Source organism: Sphingomonas sediminicola (assembly GCF_014489515.1).
In the GTDB taxonomy this organism is placed as follows: domain Bacteria; phylum Pseudomonadota; class Alphaproteobacteria; order Sphingomonadales; family Sphingomonadaceae; genus Sphingomicrobium; species Sphingomicrobium sediminicola.
In genome coordinates this window covers 438,634-453,725 of the sequence record NZ_CP060782.1, presented here as the reverse complement: position 1 = coordinate 453,725, position 15,092 = coordinate 438,634, and the positions used below count along the sequence as shown (strand labels likewise).

General features: G+C 60.8%; 19 protein-coding genes and 1 pseudogene. 13 read left to right on the top strand and 7 right to left on the bottom strand.

Annotation, left to right across the window (positions count from 1 at the left end; translation table 11 throughout):
* The first annotated feature begins 121 nt into the window (after positions 1-121).
* The 9 genes from H9L14_RS02530 (at position 122) to H9L14_RS02495 (ending at position 7,051) form a co-directional block, all read left to right on the top strand.
* Positions 122-1,219 carry an oligosaccharide flippase family protein gene (locus H9L14_RS02530; RefSeq protein WP_187709107.1) on the top strand — a complete coding sequence of 366 codons (1,098 nt, stop codon included), beginning with the start codon at positions 122-124 and terminating at the stop codon, positions 1,217-1,219.
* A 47-nt stretch (positions 1,220-1,266) separates the two neighbouring features.
* Positions 1,267-1,494 (top strand): hypothetical protein, encoded by a 228-nt coding sequence (locus tag H9L14_RS02525; protein WP_222949898.1) that lies wholly within the window; start codon positions 1,267-1,269, stop codon positions 1,492-1,494.
* A gap of 105 nt (positions 1,495-1,599) precedes the next feature.
* A complete protein-coding gene (locus H9L14_RS02520) occupies positions 1,600-2,535 on the top strand; it encodes a glycosyltransferase family 2 protein (protein WP_343070274.1) in 936 nt (311 codons plus the stop codon).
* 4 nt (positions 2,536-2,539) lie between these two features.
* Complete coding sequence (locus H9L14_RS14925; protein ID WP_222949897.1) at positions 2,540-2,782, top strand: hypothetical protein; 243 nt, start codon at positions 2,540-2,542, stop codon at positions 2,780-2,782.
* Positions 2,767-3,681 carry a glycosyltransferase gene (locus H9L14_RS02515; RefSeq protein ID WP_222949896.1) on the top strand — a complete coding sequence of 305 codons (915 nt, stop codon included), beginning with the start codon at positions 2,767-2,769 and terminating at the stop codon, positions 3,679-3,681. Before H9L14_RS14925 ends, H9L14_RS02515 begins: the two co-directional genes overlap by 16 nt.
* Positions 3,678-4,868, top strand: coding sequence for a Gfo/Idh/MocA family protein (locus H9L14_RS02510; RefSeq protein ID WP_187709104.1), 1,191 nt, complete (start codon positions 3,678-3,680; stop codon positions 4,866-4,868). Before H9L14_RS02515 ends, H9L14_RS02510 begins: the two co-directional genes overlap by 4 nt.
* On the top strand, positions 4,865-5,458 hold the full coding sequence (locus H9L14_RS02505) for an NAD-dependent epimerase/dehydratase family protein (RefSeq protein WP_187709103.1): 594 nt from the start codon (positions 4,865-4,867) through the stop codon (positions 5,456-5,458). Before H9L14_RS02510 ends, H9L14_RS02505 begins: the two co-directional genes overlap by 4 nt.
* An 8-nt stretch (positions 5,459-5,466) precedes the next feature.
* Positions 5,467-5,829 carry an NAD-dependent epimerase/dehydratase family protein gene (locus H9L14_RS02500; RefSeq protein WP_187709102.1) on the top strand — a complete coding sequence of 121 codons (363 nt, stop codon included), beginning with the start codon at positions 5,467-5,469 and terminating at the stop codon, positions 5,827-5,829.
* Between the two features lie 370 nt (positions 5,830-6,199).
* Positions 6,200-7,051, top strand: coding sequence for a glycosyltransferase family 4 protein (locus H9L14_RS02495; RefSeq protein WP_187709101.1), 852 nt, complete (start codon positions 6,200-6,202; stop codon positions 7,049-7,051).
* Here H9L14_RS02495 and H9L14_RS02490 read toward each other — a convergent pair.
* Positions 7,033-7,446 (bottom strand): hypothetical protein, encoded by a 414-nt coding sequence (locus tag H9L14_RS02490; protein ID WP_187709100.1) that lies wholly within the window; start codon positions 7,444-7,446, stop codon positions 7,033-7,035. The two genes, H9L14_RS02495 and H9L14_RS02490, sit on opposite strands and share 19 nt — an antisense overlap.
* Before the next feature lie 152 nt (positions 7,447-7,598).
* Between H9L14_RS02490 and H9L14_RS02485 the strand changes: the two genes are divergently transcribed.
* Entirely contained in the window at positions 7,599-8,288 is a 690-nt protein-coding gene (locus tag H9L14_RS02485) for a glycosyltransferase (RefSeq protein WP_187709099.1), read from the top strand.
* Positions 8,289-8,383: 95 nt separating this feature from the next.
* On the opposite strand, the gene H9L14_RS02480 is transcribed toward H9L14_RS02485, so the two are convergent.
* On the bottom strand, positions 8,384-9,031 hold the full coding sequence (locus H9L14_RS02480) for a glycosyltransferase family 2 protein (RefSeq protein WP_187709098.1): 648 nt from the start codon (positions 9,029-9,031) through the stop codon (positions 8,384-8,386).
* A 172-nt stretch (positions 9,032-9,203) separates the two neighbouring features.
* Positions 9,204-9,551, bottom strand: coding sequence for a glycosyltransferase family protein (locus tag H9L14_RS02475; protein WP_187709097.1), 348 nt, complete (start codon positions 9,549-9,551; stop codon positions 9,204-9,206).
* Between the two features lie 96 nt (positions 9,552-9,647).
* Between H9L14_RS02475 and xrtV the strand changes: the two are divergent.
* Positions 9,648-10,555 (top strand): annotated as a pseudogene (gene xrtV, locus H9L14_RS15460) (exosortase V).
* Positions 10,552-11,241, top strand: a complete 690-nt coding sequence (epsI, locus tag H9L14_RS02460) for an exosortase-associated protein EpsI, V-type (protein WP_187709094.1) — start codon at positions 10,552-10,554, stop codon at positions 11,239-11,241. Before xrtV ends, epsI begins: the two are co-directional and overlap by 4 nt.
* Before the next feature lie 3 nt (positions 11,242-11,244).
* Here epsI and H9L14_RS02455 read toward each other — a convergent pair whose 3' ends face one another.
* Positions 11,245-11,502 (bottom strand): XrtV sorting system accessory protein, encoded by a 258-nt coding sequence (locus H9L14_RS02455; protein ID WP_187709834.1) that lies wholly within the window; start codon positions 11,500-11,502, stop codon positions 11,245-11,247.
* A 90-nt stretch (positions 11,503-11,592) separates the two neighbouring features.
* On the opposite strand from H9L14_RS02455, the gene H9L14_RS02450 reads away from it, so the two are divergent.
* Positions 11,593-12,408: a SurA N-terminal domain-containing protein gene (locus H9L14_RS02450; RefSeq protein ID WP_187709093.1), complete on the top strand. Its 816-nt coding sequence runs from the start codon at positions 11,593-11,595 to the stop codon at positions 12,406-12,408.
* Between the two features lie 16 nt (positions 12,409-12,424).
* Here H9L14_RS02450 and H9L14_RS02445 read toward each other — a convergent pair whose 3' ends face one another.
* From H9L14_RS02445 to H9L14_RS02435, 3 genes are read right to left on the bottom strand one after another with little or no spacing between them, the layout of a single operon-like run.
* Positions 12,425-13,225, bottom strand: coding sequence for a CpsD/CapB family tyrosine-protein kinase (locus H9L14_RS02445; protein ID WP_187709092.1), 801 nt, complete (start codon positions 13,223-13,225; stop codon positions 12,425-12,427).
* Positions 13,226-13,256: 31 nt separating this feature from the next.
* Complete coding sequence (locus H9L14_RS02440) at positions 13,257-14,681, bottom strand: GumC family protein (protein ID WP_187709091.1); 1,425 nt, start codon at positions 14,679-14,681, stop codon at positions 13,257-13,259.
* Entirely contained in the window at positions 14,678-15,055 is a 378-nt protein-coding gene (locus H9L14_RS02435; RefSeq protein ID WP_187709090.1) for a hypothetical protein, read from the bottom strand. The genes H9L14_RS02440 and H9L14_RS02435 overlap by 4 nt, the downstream gene beginning before the upstream one ends.
* Between the last annotated feature and the right edge of the window lie 37 nt (positions 15,056-15,092).

The following is a 15,092-nucleotide window of genomic DNA, read 5'->3' as shown; positions in this document are numbered from 1 at the left end:
CAACTCACGGATTATTCTCTTGATTGCCACTAGCCCGGCTGTCCATTGTGAGACCGGGCACGATCGAGTTTAGACTGGCAACGGACGATCCGGTCTCGGGCCAAGGGGGAATGAAGCACTGATGTTCCTGGGCGTGCCGAAGTCGATCGTCGTCCGCCTGGGCTGGATGAGCGTTGGCTACGGCGGCGCTCAGCTTCTGCGGCTGGCCAACAACGTCATCCTCGCCCGGCTTCTCGCGCCGCCAATATTCGGGCTCATGGCAGTCGTGAATTCGATCCGGACCGGCGTCGAGCTGCTTTCCGATGTCGGGATCATGCAGAACATCGTCAGCAACCCGCGTGGCGATCATCCCGATTTCTACGATACTGCCTGGACTTTGCAGGCCGTCAGGGGAGTTGTGTTGGCGGCCATTTGCATGGCGCTCGCGGTCCCGCTTGCCCGCTTCTTCGAATATCCGGAATTGGCTGCGATCCTGCCGGTGGCCTCGCTGTTCTTTGTCTTCACCGGGTTCGATTCCACAGCTCGCCCACTGATCCAGAAGCAGCTTCAGGTCGCTCGCATCAATCTTTTCGACATTGGCATCGGCGTTGTTTCGCTGGTCGCTCATGTCGTGCTTGCGATCCTCACGCCGACGGTCTGGGCGCTTGTGCTTGGAAGCGTCATCACTGGGGCAGCGACGCTGATCGGGAGCTTCCTCTTCATCCCGGGTATGCGCCACCGATTCATGATCGATCCTGAGAGCGCCCGGCAACTGTTGAAGTTCGGGAAGTGGGTGTTCCTTTCGTCGATCGTCTACTTCTTCGCCATGAATTTCGATCGCCTCTATTTCGCGAAGGTGATCAGCCTCTCGGAACTCGGCGTTTACGGTATCGCACGAAGCCTGGCCGATATGGTCAGCCTGTTCGTAGCTCGGGCGAGCAATTTCGTGCTCTTCCCGACTGTCGCTGCGGCAGGTCTCGCGCCTCCGGAACTCCGGCAGAAGCTGCTTCATGGCAGGCGGACATTGCTCCTGGCCGCCGCAGTCATCCTAGGCTCGTTTCTGGCAATCTCCGGGATCGTCGTCGATCTACTCTACGACCAGCGTTACCAGCAGGCAGGCCTGATCCTTCCTGTTCTCTGCGTCGGGGTCTGGTTCGGAATCCTGACCTCGACGAACGATTCCATCCTGATGGGCTGGCCCGCCCCGCCTACCCCGCGCTTTCCAACACGGCGAAGCTGATCAGCTATTTGATCGGGGTCCCGCTGGCATTTCACTATTTCGGCTTCATGGGAGCCGTTGCTGTCATCAGCCTGGGCGAGATCGTGAAATATGCGGCCCTCTGGATGCTGAGCCACAAGGAGCACCTGCATTTCGGTCGCGATGATCTCGCGCTCACCTTCGCCTTTGCCGCGACTGCTCTGGCGATTGGAGAGATTACGCGTCTGCTTGGAATTGGAGGTGGAATCCAGGGCATGATCCCGCAATTCCTCCTGCAAATTGCTGGCAAGGTCTGACAATCGGCGACCGTCCGATTCTGGCACGGCTAACCCGTTGGCAGATTTCGAAATGGCGCCCCACAAGCCGAACGGTTAGACCGGGACCAAGGGTAGCGCAGGAGAATTCATGCTAGCGATAGGGGGAGGACGGCCATTGCGGTCGCCATCTGCACCTACAAGCGCAATGAATTGCTCACGCGCCTGCTCGAGGCCCTGCTGGTGTGTGCCGAGCAGGTCCGGGATCGTGCGGCCGTGGGCGTCGCGCTGGTGGACGACACACCTGACGGACAGGCACGCGTCGTTGCGGACGCCTTTGCCGACCGCTTCGAGCTTGGGCTGGAGTATCGGATTTCCGGCCGTAAAAATATCTCTCTGGCCCGCAATCTTGCAGTCGCGACCGCCCTCGATCTCGGCGACTGGATCGCCATGACCGACGACGATTGCGAGCCGCCTTCGCAATGGCTGGAGGCGCTGCTCAATCTTCAACAGGAAACAGGAGCCGATGCGGTTACCGGACGCATGGTCCGCCGTGTTCCCGAAAACTCCCCGCGGTGGATCACGGAACAGCCGTTCCTCGATCTTGGCGTCGAAGAACTCTCCGACGCGAGCGAAATGCCGACAGCTGCAACGTTCAACACGATGATGTCTGGCCAGTGGCTGAGGGATCATCCCAAAATCCGGTTCTCCCCAGAATTTGGAGTGATCGGCGGAGAGGATATGGTCTTCTTCCGCGCGGCGCGGGCGGCAGGGCTGTCGATCAGATTTTCGAAAGACGGGTTCGTTTACGAAAACGAGTCCGCGGAGCGCGCCACGTTCGGCTATCAGCTCTACGTCCACTTCTGGCATGGCAACAGCGCCGCTCTTGCCTGCATCAAGAGTGGAATGAAGCGGTCCCGTATGTTCGTTCACGGCAGCGCGTCGCTGGCGCGAGCAATAATGCGGCAATTGTCGCGGCTCGCCCGTGGGCAAAAGCCGCAGTTCCGTTTCTGTCTCGCGCAGATCCTGCAATCAATCGGCAAGCTGCTTGGCTCGGTCGGCGTCGAAATAGATCACCGCTAGGCCCATGCGCATCCTATTCGCTCTTCCTGGCCTGCACCGGTTCGGCCGCGGCGCCGAAGTCGTCTTCGAATCCATCGCGCAGCAAATCGCCGCGGCTGGGAACCACCAGGTCACTCTAGTTGGCTCCGGTGAGGTCCGGCCCGGCCGCGCCTATGACTTCGTCCACGTCCCGCTGTTTCGCGAGAGCGGTTCGAGCACTGGCCGAAGCTTCCGTTCCTCCGGCACGAGTTCATGTACGAGGAACTGACCTTCGCGGCCGGCCTGCTGCGATTGCCAATTGTCGAGCAGGCGGATGTGACAATGACCTGCAGCTATCCCTACACAAACTGGGCGTTGCGCCGCCGGCGCAGCGGAGGCCGGCCCGCCCATGTCTTCGTGACTCAGAACGGTGACTGGCCCGCGCTTAAACGGGGGCCGGAACCGCGTTTCTTCTCCTGTGACGGACTGATTTGCACCAATCCGCTCTACTATGAGCGCAATAGCGCGCGCTGGCATTCGACATTGATTCCGAACGGGGTCGATCCGCTACGCTTCCTTCCAGGGCCGGCACGCAGGGCCGAACTGGGCCTTCCGGTCGACCGTCAAATCATCCTGATGGTCAGCGCGCTCGAGCCCGGCAAACGGGTCATCGAAGCTATGCGGGCAGTCGCCGGCGTTCCGGATGCCCTTCTGGTCGTCGCAGGTGACGGTCCGCTGCGCGACGAGGTGGACCGGCTTGCTGCTGAGCGGCTTCCCGGGCGCTTCCTTCGCACGACCTTCAGTCACGAGCAGATGCCCGATCTTTACCGGAGCGCCGATCTCTTCCTGCATACCAAGATTCAGGAGTCCTTCGGCAACGTCTACATCGAGGCGCTGAGCTGCGGAATTCCAATCGTCGCGCATGACGATGAAGTCACGCGCTGGATCCTCGGTGATCACGCAATGCTTGTCGACACGACGTCGGAAGCGGCCCTGAAGAATGCGATCCGGAACGCGTTGACCAAGCCCATGGTGGATGCCGAAGCGGCAGCGTGGGCGCATGCCCGATACAGCTGGAAAGTTGTCGCCGGGAAGTACGTTGACTTCTTCGAGGACGTTCTGGACAGGTCCGGGAATTCCCGCGCACATCCGTCCGCCGACCCAATCCGCCAGGGAGCCCAGGCTTGACCGCACCAAATGTCGTGACCGGCGGACCTGTTCGCGCAGCGATCGTGGGAACCGGCTACATTGCCGAATTCCACGTGCGCGGAATCCAGAACGCGCGCGAGGTCGAGCTTGTCGCAGTCTGCGATTCCAACGCGACCGTCGCGAAGGCGTTCGCGGCCGGCCTCGGCGTTCCGGCCTATTCCTCGCTGCAGACCCTGCTGGCTGAACAGCGCGTCGACGTCGTCCACCTGCTGGTACCGCCCGATCTGCATTACCCTCTTGCGAAGGTGGTGCTCGAGGCTGGAGCAAACGTCTTCATCGAAAAGCCGATGTGCGTTTCGGCCGAGGAGACGCGCGATCTCCTTGATCTCGCCGGTGCGAAGGGCCTGACGATCGGCGTCAACCACAGCATGCTTTTCGAAGGCGCATTCCAGCGACTGCGCGACCATGTGCGAAACGGCGATCTTGGACCGCTTGACCATGTGACGTTCAACCACTTTGCGGAGCTCGCCTTCATTCGCTTCGGGCCGTTCGGCAACTGGATGCTCCGCGAGCCGGGCAATGCGTTGCTGGAAATCGGTCCACATCCGGTCTCCGGACTCGTCGACCTGCTGGGCGTTCCGGATGAAATCCAGGTTGCTGCCGATCGCGACATCGTCCTGCCAGGTGGAGCACGCGCTTACCGCCGCTGGCGAATTCACACGCGCGTCGGCCGCACCGCAGCCGACATCAATATCGAGCTTGGGCCGGGATTTCCCCAGCGCACCATCGCCGTGCGGGGCCTCCTCGGCACTGCGCTCGCAGACCTGGATTCGAACATCTGCACGATCGACAGGCGGACACCCGCAAGTCCCGATTTCGACCGGCACAAGCGAGGCGTCTCGATTGCGTCGCAGGTGAGTGCGCAGGCCCGCTCGACACTTGCCGATTACATTCTGACGAAGGCCAAGCTGCGCCGCCGTGGCAACCCGTACCAGCTGTCGATCATGAACAGCATCGCGGCCTTCTACGACGGGCTGCGCTCGCCTGCAGGCCTGGATAGCCGGATTACTGGCGAAACGGGCCGATCCGTCATCGAAACCTGCGAGACGATCATCCGGAAGGCGAAGCTCAAGGGCCGCGTCGAGACCACCCGGGTCGGCCCCTCCCCGGGCTCCAACCGACGATCCTGGTCTTGGGCGGTACGGGCTTCATCGGGCGCCAGTTGATCAAGCAGTTGCTCGACAAGGGCCATGCCGTGCGAGCGGCCGCGCGTGGATCGAGCCTCCCGCTCGAAGAGCTCGGTAGCGATCGCCTGGAAATCGTGCGGGCCGACATGCGGTCCGAGGAAGATCTCGAGCGCATACTCGCGGGTATCGACTTTGTGTTTCACCTCGCCACGTCGGACGCCAGAACCTGGGACCAGTTCATCGAGCGCGAAGTTGAGCCGGCGCGAACGCTCGCCCGCGCCTGTCTCAAGCACGGTATCAAGCGGCTGATCTACACCGGCACGATCGATTCACTTTACGCTGGCAGCCGCGCTGGCACGATTACCGAGCGGACGCCGCTCGATCCGAACATCAGGCGCCGCAACTATTACGCACGTGCCAAGGCGGCGGTTGAAAACCTGCTGACCGACATGCATCGCGCGGACGGCCTTCCGGTCGTTATCGCACGTCCCGGGATTGTCATCGGCCGCGGCGGAAATCCATTCCACTGGGGGTTGGCAAATGGTCGTCGGAAGGCGTCGTTGAAACGTGGGGAGAAGGCAACAACAAGCTGCCGCTGGTCCTCGTCGAAGATGTCGCGTCGGGCCTGATCCGGGCAATGGAAGCGCCCGGAGTCGAAGGCCGAGCCTATAATCTGGTCGACATTCCGCTGCTTTCAGCGCGCGACTATATCGCCGGGCTTGAACGTCTCGCCGGCTACAAGGTCGAAGTCCATCCACGGCCGATCTGGCGGTTCTGGTTGGCGGACTTTGCAAAATGGCCCATCAAGCTCGCGGTCGGCCATCCCGACGGCGGCAGAATTCCCAGCTATGCAGATTGGGAGTCGCGCACCCAGAAGGCCGTGTTCGACACGAGCCGTACGCGCAAGGAGCTTGGCTGGACGCCGATTTCCGATCCGCAGCGCATGATCGATGAAGGCATCGGAGGGTCGCTGGCGGTTTGGCTGATGGCGCGAGGATGATTGTGCGGGGGCGGGGCTAAATGATCAAAAAGCGATTGAAGATCGCATTCCTCAGCGGTCCCGCGAACGCGGCCGAGATCTATCGCGAATGGTCCAAGGCCGAGGCGCAAGTATATTTCGGGACGGACTATTTGAAGCAGTTCCTTCAGGTTGCGTCCGACCTCGACGCGGCAAGCTATGTGGTCACCTGGTACGGCAATGAGCCGGGAGTGACGAAGCTCGGATCGTTCACGTTTGACAACCGCCCAATCACTTCTGCGGGCGGGGCCCGCTATTATCTAGCACAACTGCTTTGGCACCTTCGACTCCTGCCGACACTGCTCCGGTTCAGGCCCGATATTCTTATGCTCACGGGCAACCAGAACTTCTGGTGGACGCTCGCCCGGTGCGCTGGCTCGGCGCCAAGATCGTCATTTCCTATCACGCGGTGCTTTGGCCGCAGTTCCGACCGGTCAAGAAATCGTGGCGCTTTCTGCTGGAGTTGAACCGGATCTTCATCCTGCGTCACGCCAAGGGCATTCTATCGACGTCGCGGGATATTCGCGGGCAGATCGAGCAGCTTCTGGGCCGCGACAAGGATCGGGTACCGATCTTCGATCACCTGCCGACCTATTCGCCGGCCCAGTTCGCTGACATCTCGCCGCCCGATGATTTGCCGCGGCGGCCGTTCCGGACGTTCTTCATGAGCCGGATCGAAGAGAACAAGGGCGTCTTCGATATCGTGGAGATTGCACGCTCGCTCGAAGCTGCGCGGCCGGGGGAGTATCGCTTCGACATTTGCGGAAGCGGCGGCGCGCTAGCGGCACTCCGCCAACGCGTTACCGACCTTGGCCTAGAAGGCGTGGTAATGTGCCACGGCTTCAGCAATCCGGAGAAGGTCAGCGAACTGATGAGCTCCAGCCACGTTTGCATCGTTCCGACCCGGACGAACTATGAGGCGGGCTTTGAGATGACCTGCTCCGAGGCAATTCTCGCAGCGCGTCCATTGGTGACCTCCGCGGTCTGCCCCGCGCTCGATTATCTGCGCGACGCATCCGTAGAAGCCAAACCCGACGACCCCGCTTCTTATCGCGAAGCCATCGTGAAGCTGAGCGATGACCCCCAGTTGTATGCCTCGAAGCAGCGCGCCTGTGCTGGCTTGCAGGCGCAATTCTACGATCGCGGCAACAGCTGGTACTCGGCAATGCGGCGTGCGCTTGATCCTTACGCACGGAAACGCTGAGCTAGGGGCCGGAAATGCGCATCGCCTATCTCACGAGCCAATATCCGGCAGCTTCGCATACCTTCATCCGGCGCGAGGTCGAGGCGTTGCGCGAGCAAGGCGTCGCCATCGATACCTTCAGCATCCGCAAGCCCGGTTCCGGCGAAGCCAGCGCCGATGCCGACAAGGCCGAAGCTGGTCGGACTTTCTATGTCCTCGCACAGTCGCCGCTGGCGATTGCCGCCGCAAACCTTGCAACCTTCGTCACCCGGCCCGCCGCCTATCTGAAGACGTTCGGTTTGGCGCTTGGCCATCGTGCTCCGGGGGCCCGCGGGCTGTTCCTTGGGCTCGCCCATTTCGCGGAAAGCGTATTGCTTGCGCGTGAATTGCGCCTCCGGAATACGGAGCATCTTCACAATCACTTTGCGAACTCCGCCGCGACCGTCGGGCTACTGGCCACCCGCCTGCTAGGCATCGGGTGGAGCTTCACCATGCATGGGATTTCTGAAACCGATTATCCGGCCGGCCTCATGCTCGGCCGAAAGATCGAAGCTGCTGAGTTTGTCGCTTGCGTCTCCTTCTTCGGAAGGGCGCAGGGAATGCGGCTGGTAGCGCCCGAGCATTGGGAAAGGATGCACGTCGTCCGCTGCGGGCTCCCTTCGATCAACTGCCGCGAAGCGGACCGCGGGACTCCGAAGCAAAGACCATCATTTGTGTCGGACGACTCTCTCCCGAGAAAGGACAGGCCGGACTCCTTCGGGCCTTCTCGAGACTTCACAAGGCACGAGCCGACATCCGGCTGCGGTTGGTGGGTGACGGACCTGATCAAGCTTCGTTGAAAGCTCTCGCGGAAAAACTTGGAATCGCCAGCGCAGTGACGTTTCTGGGCAGGCTTTCGGAAGAGCGGACACTGGCGGAGATTGCGCAAAGTGACCTGCTTGCTCTGCCAAGCTTCATGGAGGGTCTCCCGATCGTCCTGATGGAGGCCATGGCTCTCGGCGTTCCCGTCGTCGCTAGTAGGGTCGCGGGCATTCCCGAGCTTGTGGACGATGGGCTCTCCGGCTTGCTCTTCGCGCCTTCGGACTGGGACCAACTCGCAGGACAGATCGAGCGGTTGCTGAACGATCAGGCGCTTCGCGGGGCCGTTGCCGAGCGTGGCAAGGCAAAGGTGCTGGCGGAATTCGATGCGCGCAAGTCTGCGATGCAGATGGGTCGGCTGTTCAACGACAACTTTGGCTCGAGCGTTGCGGTGAACTGAATGAGAAAGCTGTCCCTAACGTTCGGTCTCAGAGAAGCCGTCGTGCTGGCGCTTGCCGGATGCGTGATTGCCGTGATGGTCGCGATCCGGAAACTCTAACCCTCAGCGGCCCGTCCGGAGCCAATCCCCGGGGCCCCGCGCTTGGCGAGGCCGAGGTACATCGGCACCTTCCACATTGCATAGAGAGGCAGTCGCGCCAGCACTCCAAGGGAAATGAATTGCCGTCCTTCACGCAGCCAGACGACGAAGATCGCCAGGAGCGCCACGACGAGAAGGCCGAGCTGAAGGAGAACCGGCCACCAATCCAGCTTCAATGCCAAGGACAAGAGCGAGGCAATCGCCAGTGCGGCAACGTTCAAGAGCGCGAAGAGCGCGAGCGGCGGCACAAGTAGGTCGAGGCCTGCGAGCACGCCCCTGACGTCGCCTTTCACAACTGACTTGAGGATCAATTTCGGGGCCTGCCGCAAGGAGGTCGCGAGGAAACCGCCTTCCCATCTGCGCCGTTGCGTGAGCGTCCCTTCCTCAGTGCTTGCGCAGCTCCAAACCGTCGCATCGGCAACGAACTCGGGATGGTGCCCGGATTCGGCAAGCTCGAGCCCCTGCGCCAGGTCCTCGACAATGCTAGACCGCACTTCGCCGGACGCGCTGAAGAGTGCGTACGGCATCGCCATCCCGGTCCCGGTGAGATGCACTCGTCCTGCGATTCTTTGAAGGCCGCGCTGCCGGACCAAATTCTTCAGCATGAATGCAAAGGTCGAAATCTGGACCAGCGGGAGCTTGCCTTGTCCGGCCGCAGGAGATTGACGGCCTGCACGGGGCTTCCGGATCCAGCCGCCGATACCAATGCCAACAGGCTCGGGGAATCCATCCGGCAATCCGCGTCGAGAACGGCGAGGACATCGGGCGGATCGCTCGCTAAATGCTCGGCGGCAAATGCAAGCGCGTGGCCCTTCCCCGCTGGTCTGCTTCATTCCGTTCGATCACTTCCGCCCCGGCCGAGCGAGCAATTCCTGCCGTCGTATCCGAGCAATTGTCCGCCACGACGAGAAGCCGAACGCCCTCCGGCAGTACAGACGTCAAAGCTGCCACCGTATGCCCGATAACCAGAGCTTCGTCGTGAGCCGGAACGATGACCACCGCAGAAACCCGCTTGCTGCCCGCGCGCCGAAATCGACTGGTTGGCAGACCCGCGATCAATTCGACGACGAAGAATGCCGTCAACACCGCAAAAGGTGCCAGCAAGATAATCACGATCCCGATCACGAAATGTGTCCCAAATTCATTTTCGACAGCAATCCGGAAAGCTTGCGGCGGGTTTAGACTAGGTTTAGCTTTTCTTTCGCACAATCAATCAGGCGAATGTGCGGAGATCGGGCACCCCTTTTGCTTTTAGCCAAGGCGCAACCTCAAACCAGCTTCGTACGCTCGATCGGCCTCGCCGATCTGGTGCTGATAGCAGGCGTTGGAATAATCCTGCTGCCCACCATGATACAGGTTGCCCGGTTCAACTGGACGACTGAACAAGGCGGTCACGGGCCCATCGTCCTTGCAACCGGTGCCTGGCTCCTTTGGCGGGAATTGAGAGGCAGCCACGCCGTCCGGGAGCCAGGTAGTCTCGCGCTCGGACTTTCTCTGCTCATTCCGTTCTTGGCGATCTACGGGCTGGCGCGGGTAACCGGCATACTCGAGATCGAGGCGATCGCAATGTATAGCGCGCTGATCACCGGCCTCTATTTGCTGGTGGGCGGAAAGCTGCTCAGATCGATCTGGTTTCCGCTAGTGTACCTTGCGCTGACTTTGCCTCCGCCGGATTCGGTCGTCGCGGCGATCACCCAACCGATCAAGATCGCGATCTCGCAATGGGCGGTCAGTCTTCTCCACGCACTCGGATATCCAATCGCGAGTTCAGGGTGACCATCCAGATCGCCCAATTTGAATTGCTGGTCGCGGCCGCGTGCGCGGGGCTGAACTCGATCATCAGCCTGGGTGCGATCTGCCTGTTCTATGGATATCTGCGTCACCGCAGCAATTTCCTGTCCTTTGCAGTCATTGCCCTGTCAGTGATCCCGATCGCCGTCTTCTCGAATTTTGTCCGGGTGATCATCCTGATCCTGATCACCTATTACATGGGCGAGTCAGCTGCGCAGGGATTCCTCCACGACTTTGCCGGGCTCACAATGTTTGCGGTCGCCTTGGTGACAGTCTTCGTAATTGACAGCATTTTCACGCGCGTCCTGCATCTCCGGACCGGAAGGGCCGCGCAATGAGCGACGATATCGGACGGCCCGAGCGAATGATGACAAGGCGCAAGTTCGGCCTTGGGCTCGCTTTCGCATCGGTCGCGGGCGTGGCGGCGGCGAGATTGCCCAACAAGAATCTGGATTATCTCGGCAAGCAGAAGCTCGAAAGCGTCATCCCGGATAAGATCGGACGCTGGAACTATGTTTCCAGTAGCGGCCTGGTGGTCCCTCCCGAGGACCAGATGATCCGCGCGCTTTACAGCCAACTCGTCACACGCGTTTACTCGGATGGAAGCGGTCCGCCGATCATGCTCCTCGTCGCGCAAAGCGCCACGCAGACCGGCATTCTGCAAATCCATCGCCCCGAGATTTGTTACACGGCCGGCGGGTACCAATTGTCGGCGATCGAGCCGCATGTCGTTGGATTGCCCTGGGGCGCCCTTCCGACCCTTAGCATGTCTGCGACGAGTGACTCGCGAACCGAGCAACTGGTCTACTGGACCCGCATCGGGGATCGCCTCCCGAAAAGCTGGCGAGAGCAGCGGATGGTGGTTGCAATGGACAATCTGCGCCGGATCATACCGGACGCAATCATGGTTCGCGTATCGACCTTCGGAAACGACAAGGCGCGTGCACTTGCGTCGATGGATGAGTTTATCCTGTCGCTGATGAATTCAGTCTCGCCGCAGGTGCGGCGCGTATTCATCGCCTGAGCGTCATCTCTTCGGCCAGGTTTTGAACGGCCTCAGGTAGTAGATGATGAAGCCGAGCGTCGCGAGAATGAGCGGAATTGCAATGAAATGCAGTCCCTTGTTGCCGATATAATTGGCAACCGCGCATCCAAGCCCGGCACCCAGATAAAGCAGTAGCGAGTCATTTTCATGCTGCACTTCGTCGGAAGTCGAACGCTGCATGAAGAGAACTACAAGCCCGGCGAAGATTCCAACTGTGACCCAGTCGTAGACGGTTTCCATGTCCCCCCTCACCCTAATGGCCTGTGGCATGGGCGATTCCTCCATGCTATGACCTTATACCACGCGATTTTCAAATGGTGGGGGCTTAGCGTGCGTTCGACGATACTAATTGGCGTTGGATTGGCTCTGGCCTTGTCCGCCTGCAACAAGAAGGCGGAAGGTCAAACGGTTGCGATCGTCAATGGCGAGGAAATAACCGCGGCCGAGCTCAACTCTGAGTTGACCGGTGCGAATACTCCCGTTGGCGCCGATAAGAACGCGATGCGCTCACGCGTCCTGCAGGCGATGATCGATCGCCGGCTTCTTGCGCAGCAGGCAAAGACCGACGGCGTCGACAAGACACCGGAATTTCTCAACCGGCAGCGCAAGCTCACTGAAGATCTTCTGATCAGCATGCTCGCAACGCGGCAGATCGACACGGCGCAACTTCCATCAGACGAGGAAATCCAGAAGTTCGAGGCGAGCAGACCGCAAATGTTCGCAAACCGCGAGCAGTGGAACCTTGAGCAGCTGCGCTTCCAGATGCCGACCGACCCGGCCGTGAGAGCCAAGCTGGATCAGTCGAAGACGCTCGATGATATCGCCGCAGTCCTCACTGGCGCGGGCATTACGTTCGTCCGCCAGAAGAACCGGCTCGACACGGCAATCATCCCGCCCAATCTGTTCGGCCAGCTTGCAACGGCGGCAGGTACCGAACCCTTCATCATTCCGGTGGGCAATTTGGGCGTCGCGAGCGTAGTCGTTTCGCGCGAGGCTGCGCCGATTACCGGCGAACAGGCCAAGTCGGTCGCGGTCGCTACAATGCGTCGGGAACAGGCGGCAAAGCTGATGCAGAACCGCCTGAAGACGATCCGTCAATCAGCCAAGATCGAATATAAGCAGGGCTTCGCTCCACCCACCAAATAAGGGTCAGGAGCCGCTTCTAGCTCTTAGGCTTGGCTTCCGCCTGGCCGTACCCGGCCGCGTAATAATCGTCGACGCCATAGCCTTCGCTCACAACACCACCGCGGTACTTGTTCAGGATCACGCCAGCTAGACGCGCGTCGCCCAGCAGGTTCACCGCGTCCTGGATTTCGCGCTGCTTTGTTTTACCTTCCTCAGCGACAACAATGTATGCGTCGAGACGGCCCATGGCCGTCGATGCATCGTCATTCGCGAACACTGGCGGAAGATCGACGATGAAGAGGTTCTTCTCGTCGGAAACCCGCATCGATCGAAGTAGCGTCTGTGCACGCTCGCCCGCCAGCAACTCGGCCGAATGAATCTTCCCTGCCATGGTCGGCATGATCAGCAGCCGTTCGCCCTCGAGGTGATAAACCGCCGGCGCGTCCACGCCGGGCGTACCTTGCAGATAGTCGCGAAGTCCGCTTTCCGGCGCGAGGCCGAAGAAATCGCTGAGCGAGCCTCTGCGAAGATCGAGGTCGACCACGTAGGTCCGGAACCGCGGATCGCGGCTGAGCGATGCGGAAACATTGGCGGAAATGAACGATTTTCCGACGTTCGGGGTCGCGGATACGACGCCGATCATCCGCCAGCCGCGCTTCATGTTCATTTCTAGCAGCCGCGCCCTGATCAGATTGAAGCTCCGCGAACGGGTATCCATACTGTCGAAACCGAACACTCCGCGCGCCCGCGCAGTTTCACCATCCCACGGCACTTCCACGGCGCCTTCGCGGCCCGGGATCGGGATTACGGACAGAGTCGTTGCTGGCTCAGCGCTCACGGAAGACACTCCAGCAGTCTCGTGGAACGGATTATGCAAAGCGAGCCTCACGCTTCCTGAATAGTCCGAAGCGCTTCTTACTCGGCCGGGTCTGAAGAATTGGTACCACGCCGAGGATCGGAAGCCCCATGGACTGAACCTGGGCCGGGCTCCGCATCGGCCGGTTGAGCAATTCTATGAGCAGCGCGAGTATTAGTCCGAGCGCCAGCCCGGCTGCCGCACCAGCTCCAATTACCAGCGGTCGATTTGGCCACTGCGGGCGATCCGGCAGGTTCGGGGGCTCGACAAGCGACAGGCGCTCCGCACGCTGCTCGTTGGCGAGACGCGCACCACCCTGAGCCCTCATCAAATTGCCGGCGACAGTCTTGTACTGCTCGCGAAGCGCATTGGCCTGGTTCTCGAGCTGGGACGCTCGTTCCATGATCGCGGGCGCTCTTGCCTGGCCCGCCGCGGCCACATTGGCCCGATTGACCAGCGCATCGCGAGCGGCCCGAAGCTGCGCGATCGCCGCATTATTGGCCTGGATCTGGTCCTGGACGATCGAGTTCGACGTGGAGCCACTGTTCCGCGCCGCCTGCCTCAGGATTTCGACACGCTCTCGCGCCGCGATGACGTCCGGGTGAGAGTCGCTGTAGGTCGACTGCGCGACTGCGAGCGCGGCCTCCGCCTGCGCCAATTGAGAATCCGATCCGCCAGTCTTGCTTTGGCGAACCAATTGCCGGTTCTCGTTTTCAAGGCTGGTGATCTGCGCCGTGTAGCTTCCCGTATCCATGAAGACCGGCGCGCCGGCGCCCGAAAGGACGACGCCATTCGTCGTCTTCAGCGCAGTGATCTGCCGTTCAATCTGCTGGATCTGGGTCTGCAGCCTGCCAGCCTGTTCCTGAAGGAAGCGGACAGTCAGGTTGGCCTGATCCTCCACCTCGTCGCTGTCCATTTTCAGGAACTGGGTCACATAGGATTGCATCACGGCCTGGGACTTGCCCGGATCCGGGTAGTCGTAGCTCATCGTGATCGCGATGGTGCTTTCCTTGCTCGTCCCGCTCTGTCCAATGTCGCCTGCCAATGCTCCGACCGTCGTCGCCTTCCGCATCTTGTCGACGACATAGGACATTGGCTTCGTTCGCCGCTCGGACGGATAGAGATCGTTCTGCTCGATCAGGCTGATGAGGTCGCCGCGGCTAAGGACCTGTTCGCGAATCTTCGCGATGCGCTTCTCAATCTCACCAGCGCCCGGAGCTTCGACGATATCCGTCGAAAGATCCTGGGACTCCACAAGCAGCGTCGCCGACGACCGATAGAGCGTAGGAAGCATGAAGGCCGTGATCAGGCCGACGAGGAACACGACGATGAACGGCACGATCACGTACATCCGCCGCTGCCAGAGAATGGCCGGCATGTGGTTGATCAGCCAGGCGCCGCCGCCTTCCGCCCGCTCGAGCGTTCCGGGCTCGATCATCCAAGATCTCCGAGACGATAGCGGAGGAACAGCGAACCGGTCAGGTCGCCATCAGGATCGGGACCATTCTGGCGAAGCCAGCGCCCGCTCACGTCTGCTCCTCCGGAAAGGCGGCCATTGATCTTGCGGCTGTAGCTCGCCGCGATGCGGAAATAATGCGACTTGAAGTTGCTCGTAAGCTGATCGTCGGTGACGTATCGAGTGACCCCGGTCGACAGCTGGACGGTCTGCTTGTCGTCGAGCCTCTTGTACCAATCTACGTTGACCGACGAACTGTTCGAGAGCGCCGCGCGTGAGAGACTCTGCGAGCTCCGCGCAATTCGCCCACACAGCCGTTCCGTTTCCGAGCTGTGACAAATCGATCCGTCGAACACGAGCGACGCGGAATGATCGCTTTCGCCGTCGCGTTGG